General features: G+C 71.8%; 13 protein-coding genes. 5 read left to right on the forward strand and 8 right to left on the reverse strand.

Features of this window, described 5'->3' with window-relative positions; all coding sequences use genetic code 11:
- Window positions 1–44 precede the first annotated feature (44 nt).
- On the forward strand, window positions 45–887 hold the full coding sequence (locus tag ACIA77_RS11575; protein ID WP_395886194.1) for a PaaX family transcriptional regulator C-terminal domain-containing protein: 843 nt from the start codon (window positions 45–47) through the stop codon (window positions 885–887).
- Between the two features lie 3 nt (window positions 888–890).
- Here the strand turns inward: ACIA77_RS11575 and ACIA77_RS11580 are convergent, their stop codons facing one another.
- Window positions 891–1,025: a hypothetical protein gene (locus ACIA77_RS11580; protein WP_395885762.1), complete on the reverse strand. Its 135-nt coding sequence runs from the start codon at window positions 1,023–1,025 to the stop codon at window positions 891–893.
- 507 nt (window positions 1,026–1,532) lie between these two features.
- Between ACIA77_RS11580 and ACIA77_RS11585 the strand changes: the two genes are divergently transcribed.
- Window positions 1,533–2,198 (forward strand): DUF4097 family beta strand repeat-containing protein, encoded by a 666-nt coding sequence (locus tag ACIA77_RS11585; protein WP_395885763.1) that lies wholly within the window; start codon window positions 1,533–1,535, stop codon window positions 2,196–2,198.
- A gap of 33 nt (window positions 2,199–2,231) precedes the next feature.
- Here the strand turns inward: ACIA77_RS11585 and ACIA77_RS11590 are convergent, their stop codons facing one another.
- The 6 genes from ACIA77_RS11590 to ACIA77_RS11615 form a co-directional block, all read right to left on the reverse strand.
- Window positions 2,232–2,690, reverse strand: coding sequence for a winged helix-turn-helix transcriptional regulator (locus ACIA77_RS11590; protein WP_395885764.1), 459 nt, complete (start codon window positions 2,688–2,690; stop codon window positions 2,232–2,234).
- The gene (locus tag ACIA77_RS11595) at window positions 2,690–3,643 is read right to left on the reverse strand and encodes an LLM class F420-dependent oxidoreductase (RefSeq protein ID WP_395885765.1); all 954 of its coding nucleotides are present in this window, start codon (window positions 3,641–3,643) and stop codon (window positions 2,690–2,692) included. The genes ACIA77_RS11590 and ACIA77_RS11595 overlap by 1 nt, the downstream gene beginning before the upstream one ends.
- A gap of 231 nt (window positions 3,644–3,874) precedes the next feature.
- Window positions 3,875–4,999, reverse strand: a complete 1,125-nt coding sequence (locus ACIA77_RS11600) for an acyl-CoA dehydrogenase family protein (protein WP_395885767.1) — start codon at window positions 4,997–4,999, stop codon at window positions 3,875–3,877.
- Window positions 5,000–5,090: 91 nt separating this feature from the next.
- Complete coding sequence (locus ACIA77_RS11605; RefSeq protein ID WP_395885768.1) at window positions 5,091–5,576, reverse strand: universal stress protein; 486 nt, start codon at window positions 5,574–5,576, stop codon at window positions 5,091–5,093.
- A gap of 21 nt (window positions 5,577–5,597) precedes the next feature.
- Window positions 5,598–6,983, reverse strand: coding sequence for an MFS transporter (locus ACIA77_RS11610; protein ID WP_395885769.1), 1,386 nt, complete (start codon window positions 6,981–6,983; stop codon window positions 5,598–5,600).
- A gap of 1,176 nt (window positions 6,984–8,159) precedes the next feature.
- Entirely contained in the window at window positions 8,160–8,951 is a 792-nt protein-coding gene (locus tag ACIA77_RS11615) for an IclR family transcriptional regulator (protein ID WP_395885770.1), read from the reverse strand.
- Window positions 8,952–9,076: 125 nt separating this feature from the next.
- On the opposite strand from ACIA77_RS11615, the gene ACIA77_RS11620 reads away from it, so the two are divergent.
- The 3 genes from ACIA77_RS11620 to ACIA77_RS11630 all read left to right on the forward strand — a co-directional run bounded on the left by ACIA77_RS11620 (window position 9,077) and on the right by ACIA77_RS11630 (window position 13,434).
- Window positions 9,077–10,282, forward strand: coding sequence for a CaiB/BaiF CoA transferase family protein (locus tag ACIA77_RS11620; RefSeq protein ID WP_395885771.1), 1,206 nt, complete (start codon window positions 9,077–9,079; stop codon window positions 10,280–10,282).
- Between the two features lie 14 nt (window positions 10,283–10,296).
- Window positions 10,297–11,211: a hydroxymethylglutaryl-CoA lyase gene (locus ACIA77_RS11625; RefSeq protein ID WP_395885772.1), complete on the forward strand. Its 915-nt coding sequence runs from the start codon at window positions 10,297–10,299 to the stop codon at window positions 11,209–11,211.
- A gap of 150 nt (window positions 11,212–11,361) precedes the next feature.
- Window positions 11,362–13,434: an AMP-binding protein gene (locus tag ACIA77_RS11630; protein ID WP_395885773.1), complete on the forward strand. Its 2,073-nt coding sequence runs from the start codon at window positions 11,362–11,364 to the stop codon at window positions 13,432–13,434.
- 4 nt (window positions 13,435–13,438) lie between these two features.
- Here ACIA77_RS11630 and ACIA77_RS11635 read toward each other — a convergent pair whose 3' ends face one another.
- Complete coding sequence (locus ACIA77_RS11635) at window positions 13,439–14,050, reverse strand: TMEM175 family protein (protein ID WP_395885774.1); 612 nt, start codon at window positions 14,048–14,050, stop codon at window positions 13,439–13,441.
- Between the last annotated feature and the right edge of the window lie 137 nt (window positions 14,051–14,187).

Below are 14,187 nucleotides of genomic sequence, written 5' to 3' on the forward strand. Positions count from 1 at the left end.
TTGTCCCAGAGTCCGTGAGAGGCGGTGATGCGCAGGTGGCGGCCATCCGGCCCAGCGTGACCCGGCGGCGCGAGCTGGCGCACACCAGCGCGCGGTCGCTGCTGATGACGGTGCTCGGCGAGTACGTGCTGCCGCGCCAGGAGCCGGTGTGGACATCGGCCCTGGTCGACGCCCTCGGCCTGTTCAAAGTCGAGGAGAAATCGGCCCGCCAGGCACTGGCACGAGCTTCGGGCGAGGGCTGGCTGAAGTCCGAACGCGCCGGCCGCCGTGTGCGCTGGTCGCTGACTCCCCCGGGCCGCCGCCTGCTCACCGAAGGCGCCGAGCGCATCTACAGCTTCGGCCGGCAGGCGGGCGGCTGGGACCGCCGGTGGCTGGTGCTGCTCGTGTCGGTACCGGAATCGCAGCGCGACCTGCGCCACCGCATGCGCACCCGCCTGAGCTGGGCGGGCTTCGGCTCGCCGGCACCGGGCGTGTGGATCAGCCCGAACACGGCCGCGGAAGCCGAGGCCGCGCGGCTCGTCGCGGAGCTGACCGACGGCGGGCAGGCGATGTCGTTCGTCGCGAGCTACGCCGAGATCGGCGACGAGCAGCAGATGGTCGCCCGCGCCTGGGACCTGCGCGAACTCGAACACCACTACGAGCGGTTCATCGACGAGTTCACCGGCCTCGCGCCGCGCTCGGGCGAGGCCGTGCTGCTCGCGCAGACGCGGCTGGTGCACGAGTGGCGCCGCTTCCCGTTCCTCGACCCGGGCCTGCCGCACGAACTGCTGCCCGAACGCTGGAGCGGCACCCAGGCCGGCGAACTGTTCCACGACCGCCACGCCGAGTGGCGCGACGAAGCCCAGCGGCACTGGGACCGGTTCATCGAGGGCGGCGACCCCGGCTGAGCCTCAGCCAAGCGGGTTGCGGTAGAGCTTGCGCTCACTCTCGTGGCTGCGGTCGACCGGGCACTCCTCCAGCCAGGAGCCGTCGGTGACGTCGCCGCAGGGCTCGGCGATCACGTGCGGCATGGTTGTCTCTCCCAACGGGTTTCAGGCTCGACCACGGAGATCTGACCTTCACCGTGCACTGTGGACACTTGCAGGCCGGACGATCACCACGTGGGTGCCGGCGTAGGTATCGCGGTGGCGCGCGAAGTACGTCAAGGCCGACGCGGCCACCGGCACGAGCGGGCGTGGCTTGACCGTGCCGGCCCGGTGGTCGTCGTTACACCGCATCAGAATCACCAGTGCGGGACTCAAGCAACTGGTGGGACGAGGCTAGACCGCGTGGTCCAAGCCACCGAGCGGACCGCCATGATGCCTCCTCACCGCGGCCGGCAAGGACACCTTCCCCGAGCACCCGGCCGACGACAGCGCACCCCCTCGATGTTCTCCGCGCTGACGCCGTGTCAGAGCCGCGTCAGTGTGGTGCCCGTGGCGTGTCAGCGCGGCGGGCGAGAGTGGTTTCCGTGATCAGCTCCTCGATCACACCGGCAGCCAGCACCGGCGCCCCAGCAACGGGAGCGCCGAACGAAACCACAGGAGAGCGTCATGCAGAAGTTTGCCACCACCGGTCCGATCACCGCCGTCCTGGACATCCCCGCCGGGCGCGTCCGGCTCGTCGCCGCGGAGCGGGCCGACGTCACCGTCGAAGTCCGGCCCGCGGACGCGGCTAAGGGGCGCGACGTGAAGGCGGCGGAGAAGACCACGGTCGACTACGCCGATGGCGTCCTGCGGGTGCACACCGCGGAGCCCAAGAACCAGGTCTTCGGCGCGTCGGGGTCGCTTGAGGTCACGGTCGAGCTGCCCGCCGGCTCCCGCGTCGAGGGCAAGGCCGCCGGCGCCGAGCTCCGTGGCGTCGGGCGGCTCGGCGACGTCGCCTTCGAGGGTGCCTATCGCGAGATCACCATCGACGAGGCCGGGCGCGTGAACCTGACCGCGGTCGACGGCGACGTCGAGATCGGCCGGCTGGGCGGCCCCGCCGAGATCAGCACCGCGAGGGGCGACATCCGGATCGCCGAGGCCGTGCGCGGCACGGTCGTGCTGCACACGCAGTCCGGCAACATCTCGGTCGCCGCCGCGGCCGGTGTGTCGGCCGCGCTGGACGCGGGCACCACGTCCGGCCGCATCAGCAACTCCCTGAAGAACAACGGCGCCACCCAACTCGACATCCGCGCCACCACCTCGCGGGGCGACATCGTCGCCCGCAGCCTCTGACGCGGTGCGGCCGTCGCTCGAACCGGGGCCGGGTCACCCTTCGCGGTAACCCGGGCCCGGTTCCGGCGTCACGTTCGCCGTCGTGATCTCCTCGGAGCAGTGGCCGCACACCAGCTGCGGCGCGACGGGCTCGCCGCACGGCTGGTGGCGCAGCACCAACGGCGGCCCCGACGGCGTGGCCAGGTGGTCGTCGCCCCACCGCATCAGGATCACCAGCGCGGGGAAGATGTCCTTGCCGGCGGCGGTGAGGCGGTACTCGTGGCGGTCCGGTTCGGTCGCGTAGACCACGCGGTCGAGCACGCCGAGCTCCACCAGTTGCTTGAGCCGCGCGGACAACGTCGGGCGCGGGATGCCGAGGTTGCGCGCGAACTGCGCGTACCGCCGGACGCCGAAGAACGACTCGCGCAGGATCAGCAGGGTCCAGCGCTCCCCCAGCACGTCCAGCGCCCGTGCGACGGACTCCGCCGTGAAGCGGTGGCGCAGCTCGTCCATCACGGCGCCAGCTCACGCAACAGGGTGCGGCCGGCGGGATCCTCCGCCGTAGCCGGGATGAGGCCGACGTGGTCGGCGCCCGCCGCGAAGTACTCCGCGATGCGGGCGCGGATCTGCGCCGCCGAGCCGATCGCGCCGACGTCGCCCACCAGCGAAGGCGGCACCGCCAGCGACGCGCGCGGAGTACCCGAACGGGCCGCGAAAACGAGGTCGCCGTACCCGAGCTCGGCGAACATCTCGCCGTAACCGGGCGGGCTCAGGTACACCGTGACCTGCGCCGCGAGCTGCCGCAGCGTCGCCGCGCCGGGGTCGAGCGCGACCGGGACCCACACGGCGAGGCGCGGCGGGGTGCGGCCCGCGGCGGCGGCGTGGCCGTCGATCTCCTTGCGCACCTGGGAAACGTGCGCCGGCGGCACGAGGTTCAGCACGACCTCGTCGGCCACCTCCGCGGCCACGCGCGTCATCGCCGGCCCGAACGCGGCGACCGTGATCGGCAGCGGAACCGCCTCTCGAAGCCGGAAACCCTTGCTGCGCACGTGTTTCCCCTGAACCGACAACCGCTGTCCATCTAGGACGGTCCGCACGGCCGCCACCGTCTCGCGCATGCGCGCGGCCGCGTGGTCCCACGGCCGGTCGTGCCAGCCGCTCACGATCGCCGGGCTCGAGGCCCCCAGCGCGAGCCCCACGGGCGGCCGCGCCAGCGTCGCGACCGACGCCACCCCCAGCCCGAGCGCGACGGGCGTACGCACCCCGATCGGCAACGGCCCCAGCCGCACCCCGATCCGCTCCGTCCGCAACCCGACGGCCGTGGCGAGCGAGAAGGCGTCGAACGTCGCCATCTCGCCGATCCACAGCTCACCGAACCCGGTTCGCTCCGCCTCCACCGCGAGGTCGACCGCCTCACCCGCCGGCCGATCCAGCCAGAACGGCGTGACCACACCCAGCGCACTCACAGCTGCACCGCCTCAGCCAGCAGACCCACCCCACCGCAGTCGCCCTCCGCCGCCAGGCCGGCAACTGCACACGCCGACCGATCGAGCCACAACGGCGCCACAACACCCCACCTACTCACCACCGCACCAGCCCGCAACCCACCGCGCCCGGCGAACTCCGCCTCCACCGCGAGGTCGACCGCCTCACCCGCCGGCCGATCCAGCCAGAACGGCGGACCACACCCAGCGCGCTCACAGCTGCGCCGTCTCGGTCGGCAGGCCGAGCAGGAGGCGGCCGGTGAGCTCGTAGGTGGCGGGGTTGACCTGGAAGTGCGCGGTGGCGGTGTGCGCGTCGCGGAATCGGCGCTGCAGCGGGGAAGTCTCGTAGATGGCCGAGCCGCCGCCGAGGTCGTACATGGTGCGCGCGACGTCGGCCGACACGCGCACGGCGTGGGTGCACGCGAGCCGCAGCGCGAGGCGGGCGTCTTCCGACACCGCGGCGGACGACGCGGCGGCGTCCCACGCGTCTTCGATCGCGCGGTAGTAGAACTCGCGTGCCGCGCGCAGCGAAGCCTCGGCCTCGGCGACCCCGCTCTGCGTGGCGGTGCGCTCGGCCAGCGACCGGCGGGACCCGCTGGGGTGCTTGGCCCCGGCCAGCTCCGCGAGCTCGGTGAGCGCGCCCCGCGCGTTGCCCAGCGCGGCGGCGGAGATCGACGCGGCGAAGAACCCGAAGAGCGGGAAGCGGTGCAGCTGCCCGGCACCCGCCGACGGACCGTCCACAACGGACAGCAGCCGGTGGTCGGGCACGAACACGTCGGCAGCGCTCGTGTCGTGGCTGCCGGTGCCGCGCAGGCCCGAGGTGTGCCAGGTGTCGTGGATTTCCAGCTCCGCGGTGGGAATCGCCGCGACGACGAGCTTCGCATCGAGCACGCAGCCGAGGAAGATCCAGTCCGCGTGCGTCACCCCGCTGCAGAACGACCACCGGCCCGACACCCGCACTCCGCCGTCGACCGCGGTGGCCTTGCCGCGCGGCGCCCACACGCCGGCGGCCACCGAAGCGGGGTCGCCGAAGACTTCCTGGCCACCCTTCTCCGGCAAGTACGCGCCGAGCAGGCTGCTCGTGGCCGCGATCGAGACGCACCAGCCCGCCGACGCGTCGGCCTCCGCCACCCGCTCGGCCGCGCGCAGCACGGCCGCCGCCGTGGGCTCGGCGCCACCGAGGCTCGCGGGCAGGCCGGCGCGGAACAGGCCCGACGCCTTGGCGGCCTCGACGACCTCGGGCGCCAGCGCCCGGCGCCGTTCCGTCTCCACGGCGTGGTCGGCGGCCACCGCCGCCAGTGGTGCCGCCTTGTCGAGCAGGTCGTCGCGAGTGCCCACCGTTGTCCTCCGACCGGTTCAGGAAACTTACCGGTTCAGAATTTTTACCAACTTTCCGGCGAGTGTCAACGAACGACCGGAAACAACCAGGTCAGGGCACCACGACCACAGGCCAGACCGCAGCCCGCACCAGGCGGTTGCCCACCGAGCCGACGAGCCGGTGCCCACCCTGCTCGGACGCGCCCACCACGACCAGGTCGGCGCTGACCTCCTCGGCGGTCTGGCGCAGCTCCGGGTACGTCTCGCCGCGCCGGACCAGGAACGTCACCGGCACGCCGAGCTCGTCGGCGCGGTCGCGCAGCTGGGAGCGCAGCTGCTCGATCTCTTCGTCGAAGGTCTGCTGCTGCACGTCGACGACGGCCGCCGCCGCGAGCCCGGCCCACAGCGACGGCGCCGCGACGTACACGACCACGAGCCGCGCGCGCTGGCGGCGGGCCAGACCCGCCGCATACGCGGCCGCGCGCAACCCCGTCGGCGAAGTGTCCGTGCCGACCAGGATCACGCGCGGTCCGTCGGTTCCCCGCTCGTACGGTCCGGGTTCCCACCGCGGGCCGTACTCCTCGACCAGTTGTTCCACCCGGCCATCATGGCAGCCGGGTCAGTGCTCCCCGGCCACGCTCTCGACCGAGCGACCCGTGGTGCGCGGGCCGAGGATCGCGATGTTGAGCGCCACGAGCACGAGCGCCGCGGCGATCACCACGAACAGCACGGCCGCGCCCGAGGCGGCGAGCAGCGGCACGAGCACGAACGGCATCAGCCCGCTGGCCAGTCGCGAGATCGAGTACGTGCCACTGGAGGCCGTGGAGCGCAGGCCCGTCGGGAAGATCTCCGCCTGGTAGATGTGGTAGGCGTTGGAGAACACGTTGCTGATCGCCGTGTAGATGAAGCCGAACGCGATGGCCAGCGCGATGGAGTTCGACAGCCCGAACGCGAGGCCGAAGACCGCCATCAGCAAGACCGAGCCGATCACGAGGAACTTGCGCTCCACGCGTTCCACGAGCGGCAGCGACAGCGCCGAGCCGACCGGGTAACCCAGGAACGTGAGGGCCGTGAACAGCAGCGACTGCGAAACCGGGTAGCCCTTCGCGGCGAGCACGAGCGGGACCATGGTGCCGAAGCCGTAGTACCCGATGGTCTGCAGGACGTGGAAGATCGTCATCATGACCGTGCGGCGGCGGTAGGACGGGCCGAACAGGTCCTTGACCGGTGCGGCCTTGCGCACGGGCTTGGCGGTCGGCGCGTGCTCCTGCTTCAGCGGCACGGCGGGCGCCTCGCCGGCCTCGGCCTCGAGCGCGCTGATGACCGTGTTCGCCTCCTGCGTGCGGCCCACGGAGTGCAGCCAGCGCGGCGATTCCGGCAGGCCGCGACGCAGCAGGAACACGACGCCGGCGCCGAGCGCGCCGATGACGAACAGCCAGCGCCAGCCCGCGATCCCCAGGATCGGCTGCTCGGTGAGGCCCTTCGCGAGGAACCCGACGACCGGGACACCGCAGAACGCGAGCGTGTACGCCCACGCGATCAGCTTGCCGCGCTTGCGGGCGGGCAGCAGGTCGGTGAGGTAGGTGTCCGCGAGCGGCGGCTCCGCGCCGAGGCCCACGCCGGCGAAGAACCGGGTGATCAGCAGCATGATCGCGTTGCCGCTGAACGCGCCGAGCAACGAGAAGAACGAGTACAGGCCCAGGTTCAGCAGGAACGCGCCCCGGCGGCCGAAGCGGTCGGCGAGCCGGCCGAGCAGCAGGGCGCCGAAGAACATGCCGAGGAACGTCGAGGCCAGCAGCGGCGGGAGCGCGGCCTTGCTGAGTTTGAACTCGCTCACCAGCACCGAGCTGATCGTGCCGGTGAGGAAGACCTCGTAGAACTCGAAGAACAACCCGAGTCCCACAGCGACCGTCGCGCGCCGGTGGGTGCGGGTGACCGGCAACCGGTCGAGCCGCGCGGCTACCGCGGCCGTCCCCGGCTCCGCCGTGTCGAGGGGGTTCGCCATCCGTCGTCTCCTTTGACTGTCCATGGCCGCACAGATCGAGCGAACACAGGATCCACTATGTGATTCGTGGCCTCATCATGTGGCGACAACCACGCGACGTCAAGGGTCACGACACTCCGCCGCCTCGCGCGATGCGGGCCACACGGGTGGGTGACAAGCCGCTCACCAGCACGAAGACCGCCCCGGCGAGGTCCGCGCAGGCACGGCAAGAAATCTTCGGCACGTGCCACATGCGGCGAATTACGCACTGTCGGCTAATTTGGACAAAAAGGACCAGCGGTCGCCCGATGGCCGATGGCGGCTGACCAGCGCAAACAGAATAGGCGACCGCGTCGGGGACAACCCGGCGGCCCGGCTCGCCGTCACCTCACCCCGAACGCCGCCGAACCGACGCGCTGCCTCGGCGGCGCAGGGTGCACCTCGAGCCGGCAACGCAACCGGGTTGGCTGTGGCCGCAACTCGGACCCAGGGCAACGCTCGCGAACCGCACCCCGCGACGCTCGCCAGTGCCGCAACCGCCCGCGACTGGCCCGCTGACCAGGACAAAAGCAGAGGCGGCGGCCAGCCAGAGACGTCGCGGGCCGGGCCGGCGCGGTAGCCGAAACGCTCGGACGCCGTGGCGCGGCAATGCGCCACCAAGCCACCTCCGCCCGCGGCTCAGGCCCAGCACAACCCTCGCGAACCGCACCACAAGAGGCGCTCGCGAGAATCAAAACCGCCCGCCAGCAGGCCGCCGACCTGGACAAAAGCAGAGTGCAGCCGCCAGCCGACGACGCCGCGGGCCATAACGCCCCGGTACCCGAAACGCTCGGACGCCGTGGCGCAATGCGCAGCGACGCGCAACCAAGTCACCTCTGGCCGCGCCCCAGACCCAGCACACCACTCGCGAACCGCCCCACAAGCGACGCCCGAGAGAATCAAAACCGCCCATCAGCAGGCCGCCGACCTGGACAAAACCAGAGTGCAGCCGCCAGCCGACGACGCCGCGGGCCATAACGCCCCGGTACCCGAAACGCTCGGACGCTGTGGCGCGGCGATGCGCCACCAACCCAGCTCCGCCCGCGACCCAGACCCAGCACAACACTCGCGAACCGCACCCCAAGCGGCGCCCGCGAGAATCAAACCCGCCCGCCAACAGGCGGCCGACCAGCGCAAAGGCGGAAACGAACCGAACCGTCAGCCGGAGACGTCGCGGGCCATGCCGGCGCGGTAGCCGAAGCGTTCGGAGGCCGCGATGCCCGCCTCGACCACCAGGGGCGCGAGCTTCGGCACGTCGGCCGGGGACATTCGCTGCGTGGGGGCGCCGATGCCGATCACGGCGCTCAGCTCGCCGTTGAGCCCGAACACCGGCGCGCTGAGCGAAGCTGCGCCCAGGTCGCGTTCCTCGAAGGACGCGGCGTAGCCGTCGGAGCGGACTTGGGCGAGCTGCTGGTTCAGCTGGTCGATGTCGACGATCGTGTGCTGGGTGAAGCGGGACAGGCCGTGGCCGATGGCGTCGCGCAGGGCGAGGCGGTCCCAGGCCAGGAAGACCTTGCCCGCGGAGCCGGCGTGCAGGGGCATGACCATGCCGACCACGAACAGCCGGATCACCGGGTGCCGGGATTCGGCCAGGGACACCACGGTCCGGAAGGCACCGTCGCGGACGTACAGGCAGGCGGTTTCCCCTGTGTCGTCACGGAGTTTGGTGAGCACGGGCCGCACGAGGCGCACCAGGTCGAGCCCGAAGGTCCCCGGCGCGGCCCACCGCACGAGCCCGAGGCCCACGCGGTACGTGTCGTCGTAGCGGTCGAGGAAACCCTCGCGCACGAGGTTGTGCACGAGCCGCTGGCAGGTGCTCGCGGGCAACCCGGTGGCGCGGGTGATCTGCTGCAGGGTCAGCTCCGGCGCCTCGATCGTGAACGACTCGAGGATCTGCTTGAACTTCCGCAGCACCAGCACCGGCGCGGTGCCGCCCCGCTCTTCCGCCATCGAAGCCCCGTTCTGTGACCCACCCGACTGTTCAGCTGAGTGTAGTCAGTCTCGATCGTCTTGACGGCAACACTCGCACCCGTATTCTGAGTACACAACTCACGATGTGGTTGGAGCGAGGACACATGAGTGATCGAGGCCCCCTGACCGGGGTGCGGGTGGTCGAACTGGGCAACTTCATCGCCGCGCCGACCGCGGGCAGACTGCTGGCCGACTTCGGCGCCGACGTCGTCAAGGTCGAACGCCCCGGAAGCGGCGACGAGCTGCGGCGCTGGCGCCTGCACGCGGGCGATACCTCCCTGCTCTTCCGCACGCTCGGCCGCAACAAGCGCTCGATCACGCTCGACCTGCGGTCGGCCCCGGGCCAGGACGTCGCGCGCAAGCTCATCGCGAAGGCCGACGTCGTGCTCGAGAACTTCCGCCCGGGCACGCTCGAGCGCTGGGGCCTCGGCCCTGACGAGCTCAAGCAGCTCAACCCCGGCCTCGTGCTGGTGCGCGTCTCCGGCTACGGCCAGACGGGCCCATACCGCGACCGCCCGGGCTTCGGCGGCGTCGCCGAAGCCGTCGGCGGCCTGCGCGCCCTCACCGGCTACCCCGACCGCCCGCCGACGCGCGTCGGCGTGAGCCTCGCCGATTCCGTCGCCGGGCTCTACGCCGTGATCGGCGCGCTCATGGGCCTGCTGCGCCGCGAACGCGAGCACGGCGGCGGCGAGGTCGTCGACGTCGCGCTGTACGAAGCCGTCTACTCCCTGATGGAATCGCTCGTGCCGGACTACGACGCGTTCGGCGCGACCCGCGAACCCGCCGGCTCCGCGCTGCCGGGCATCGCTCCGTCCAACACTTACCGCTGCGGCGACGGCAAGTACATCGTCGTCAGCGGCAACGGCGACGCCATCTTCCGCCGCCTGGCCCACGCCATCGGCCGTCCCGACCTCGCCGAAGACCCGGCGCTGGCCGACAACGCCGGCCGCGTCGCCAACACCGCCCGCCTCGACCAGGTCATCGGTGACTGGGCGGCCGGGCTCTCGCAGGAAGCCGCCGAAGCCGCGCTGCGCAACGCCGACGTGCCCTGCGGCCCGATCCTCACGGCCGAGGACATCACCAAGGACCCGCACTTCGAAGCCCGCGGCATGCACCAGCGCCGGGCCGTGCGCATCGGCGACGAGGACGTCGAGGTCACCTTCCCCGGCGTCGTCCCGGCGCTCGGCGAGCACCCCGGCAGCGTCCGGACGCTCGGCCCCGAGCTCGGCGAGCACACCGACGCCGTGCTGGCCGAGCTCGGCCTCGACGACGACACCCGCGCGCGCCTGCGCGCCGACCACGTGATCTGACGACAGGAGAAGCCATGCCCAGCACCGACGAAGTCCTGATCACCGAAGTCGTCCTGCGCGACGGCCTGCAGGACGAGGCCCGCACCGTGCCCACGCCCGACAAGCTCCGCCTCGCCCGCGGCCTGATCGACGCCGGCTTCCAAGCCCTGGAGGTCGGCTCGTTCGTGTCGAAGCGGCGCGTGCCGCAGATGGCCGACACCGACGAGCTCCTGCGCACCCTCGACCCGGGCAGCAGTCCCGCCGCGCTGCACACGCTCGTGTTCACCGAACGCGGCGCGCAGCAGGCGGTCGACGCCGGCGCCCAGTCCGTCCGGCTCGTGGTCTCGGCCAGCGACGGCCACAGCACCGCCAACGCCGGCGTCCCCACCGAAGGCGCGCTGGCGCGGCTGGAAAGCTGCGCGGAAATCCTCATCGCCGCCGGCGTGACGATCGAGGCGACCATCGCGACCGCGTTCGTGTGCCCGTTCGACGGCGACACCGACCCCGCGCGCACCGCCGCCACCGCCGCGCGGCTGGCGAAGCTCGGCACGAGCGTGCTGCACCTCGCCGACACGATCGGCGCGGCCAACCCGAGCCTGCTTCGCCGCGGGATCGAAGCCGTGCGCGACGAGCTGCCGGAGATGCCGCTGGGCTTGCACTTGCACGACACCTACGGTTTCGCGGCCGCCAACGCCTGGGAAGGCCTGCGGCTCGGCATCCGCCGCTTCGACTCGTCGCTCGGCGGGATCGGCGGCTGCCCGTTCGCGCCCGGCGCCTCGGGCAACATCGCGACCGACGACCTCGTGCACCTGCTGCACCGCGAGGGCATCGCCACGGGGCTCGACGTCGCGAAGCTCGCCGCGCTGCGCGACGAGGTCCGGGTCGCGGTCGGGCACCCGCTCGGTTCGGCGCTCGCCTCGGTTCCGGCCGTCCCCGCGACCCTGGCCTGAGGCTTTGCCGGTAATTTGCAAACCGGCCGTATTCCTGGTCATTCTCCAGTTCCGGTGTTACGCCGTTTGCTGGTAGCGTGCCCCGCACCTGAACGCGTGTCCGGTACGTACCGGGGAGCGCAAACACGCGCGGAGGTGAGGCGGATCGCGATGCGAGACGATGTTGTCGAGGCGAGTTCCACGATCGGACACCCGCCCGACGCGGTGTGGCAGATCATCGGCTCGCCCGAGCTGTACCCGAGGTTCGTGCCGGCGATCAGCTGGTGCGAGGTGACCGACGCCGCGGAACGCGGCCGCGGTCCGCGCTGCCTGATCCGGCTCGCGCCGGATCGCGACACGCTCGTCGAGGGCAGCATCCACGCGGTGGTGTACCGGCCGGGCGAGCACGTGGTCTGGTGCGGGCTGCCCGACGAACGCAACTGGGTGTCGTTCGAGCTGCGCCCGCTGCACCGCGGGGCCACGGAACTCGTGCTGCGGATGATGCTCCCGTCGTTCCCGGCCGAACGCGCCGACTTGCTGTCGCGCTCGTCCGTCAAGGGCATGCTCAAGGAGCTGACGCAGCGGATCGACCTGCAGCTGTCCGGCGAAGCCGCCGAGCCGCCCGAGTACGACCGCGCGACCGCGCTGCGCACGGCCAACACGCTCGTGCGCGCGGGCGTGCTCAAGTCCGGCCGGCCCGACCGGGTCGTGAAGCAGCTCAACTCGCTGTCGCAGTGGGGCGCCACGATCGCCGGCGGTTACCTCGCGGCCACCGCGCGCGGGGCCGACGACGTGGCGGTGCACGACGAGCGCAACAGCCGCACGTTCCGCGACGTCGACCAGCGCAGCAACCAGCTCGCCCACGCGCTCGCGAAGCTGGGCGTCGAGCCCGGCCAGCGCGTGGCGCTGATGTGCCGCAACCACGCGGCGATGGTCGAGGCGTTCGTCGGCTGCAGCAAGCTCGGTGTCGACGTCGTGCTGCTCAACACCGGCCTCTCCCCCGCCGCGGTCGAGGACGTGCTCACCGAGCACCAGCCCGCGGCCGTGCTGGCCGACGACGAATTCGCCCAGACGATCGCCAACGTGCAGGGCGATTTCCCGCGCGTGAGCACGTGGGACGACGCCGAGCAGGGCTACCGGACCGTCGACGAGCTGATCCGCGACGCCCCGGTCTCGCGGCCGAAGCCGGTGAAGCGGCCCGGCCAGATCGTGGTCCTCACGTCCGGCACCACCGGCGCCCCGAAGGGCGCGCGCCGCCCGACGCCGAAGGGCCTGAGCACCGCGGCGACCATGCTCGCGCGGATCCCGTTGCGGGCACGGGACAAGATCGCCGTCGCCGCGCCGCTGTTCCACAGCTGGGGCCTCGCGGCGCTGCAGATCGGGATGTCCGTGCGGGCGGAGCTGTCGCTGATCCGCCGGTTCGACGCCGAGGCGACGCTGCGCATGATCGCCGAGCACCGCTGCGACGCGCTGTTCGCCGTGCCGATCATGCTGCAGCGCATCCACGACCTGCCTGAGCGCGTGCGGGCGCGCTACGACCTGTCTTCGCTGCGGATCGTGGCCAGCAGCGGCTCGGCGATGTCGGGCGCGTTCGTCACGTCCTTCATGGACACCTTCGGCGACGTCCTCTACAACTTCTACGGCTCCACCGAGGTTTCGTGGGCGAGCATCGCCGACCCGGTCGACCTGCGCGCCGCGCCGACCACCGCGGGCCGCTGCCCGCCGGGCACGCGCATCGCGATCCTCGACGACGAGCGCAAGCTCGTGCCGCCCGGCGACGAGGGCCAGATCTTCGTCGGCAACGACATGCTCTTCGACGGCTACACCAACGGGTCCAGCGTGCCGCGGTCGAAAGACCTGATGGCCACCGGAGACGTCGGCTTCCAGGACGCGGCGGGCCGGCTGTTCGTCACCGGCCGCGCCGACGAGATGATCGTGTCCGGCGGCGAGAACGTGTTCCCGCGCCCGGTCGAGGAAGCGCTCGTCGCGCTGCCGGGGGTGTCCGAGGCGGCGGTCGTCGGCGTGCCGGACGAGGAGTTCGGCCAGCGGCTGGCGGCCTACGTCGTGCTGCGCCGCGGCGCGCGGATGCACGCGGAGGACGTGCGGCACTACATCCACCAGCGGCTCGCCCGCTTCGCCGTGCCGCGAGACGTCTACTTCGTGCCGGAGCTGCCGCGCAACGCCACGGGCAAGATCCTCAAGCGGATGCTCAACGACGACCTGTGGCCGCTGCCGCAGACGTGAGCGGTCAGCGTTCGGCCCTGCCGCGGGTGAGCCACGCGGCGACCCACGGCGCGGCGATGAGCAGCAGCATGGCGTAGTAGCCGAGCGTGGGTTCGATGGCGGCCGCCACGAAGGCGATGAGCAGCGCCCCGGTGGAGAGCAGGGTGTTCGCGAGCCACCGGTCGGTCACGGAGTCCGCGCTCATGGCCACGGTCCGGTCCCGGCGGACGATGAGCACCATCGCCGACTGGGCGGCGCTGCTGACGAAGATCGTGCCGGTGTAGAACATCGCCGCGAACCGGTTCGCGGAGAACGAGCCGGTGATCTCGGTGGGGAACGGCAGCACGGCGATGGTGAAGATCCACACGAAGTTCACGTACACGAGCGGCGCGCTGTAGGCCCGGATCTCCTCGAAGATCCGGTGGTGGCCCCACCACATCCGCGCGATCACCACGAAGCTCAGCACGAAGCTGAAGATCGGGCCGAAGTTCTCCGTGATCGCGTCGACCGGTTCCTTGCCGCTCGCGACCAGCTCCGGCACGATGTCCGCGAGCGGCAGGACGAGCAACGTCAACGCGATCGCGACCACGGCGTCGGTGAAGAACACGAGGCGTTCGGGTGATTTCTTCCGTTCCACGCCTTGATCCAACCATCCCGCCCGGACGGCGCGGAAGCGGTCCCGACAGTCCACTCAGGACGGACCGGTCACCGGTGCAGCGCGAAACCCCCAGGATCGTGAACGCCTGGGGGTTCCGGCTCGACCGCCGGCGGGCG

It is taken from the genome of Amycolatopsis sp. NPDC051903, assembly GCF_044452505.1.
Lineage (GTDB): Bacteria > Actinomycetota > Actinomycetes > Mycobacteriales > Pseudonocardiaceae > Amycolatopsis.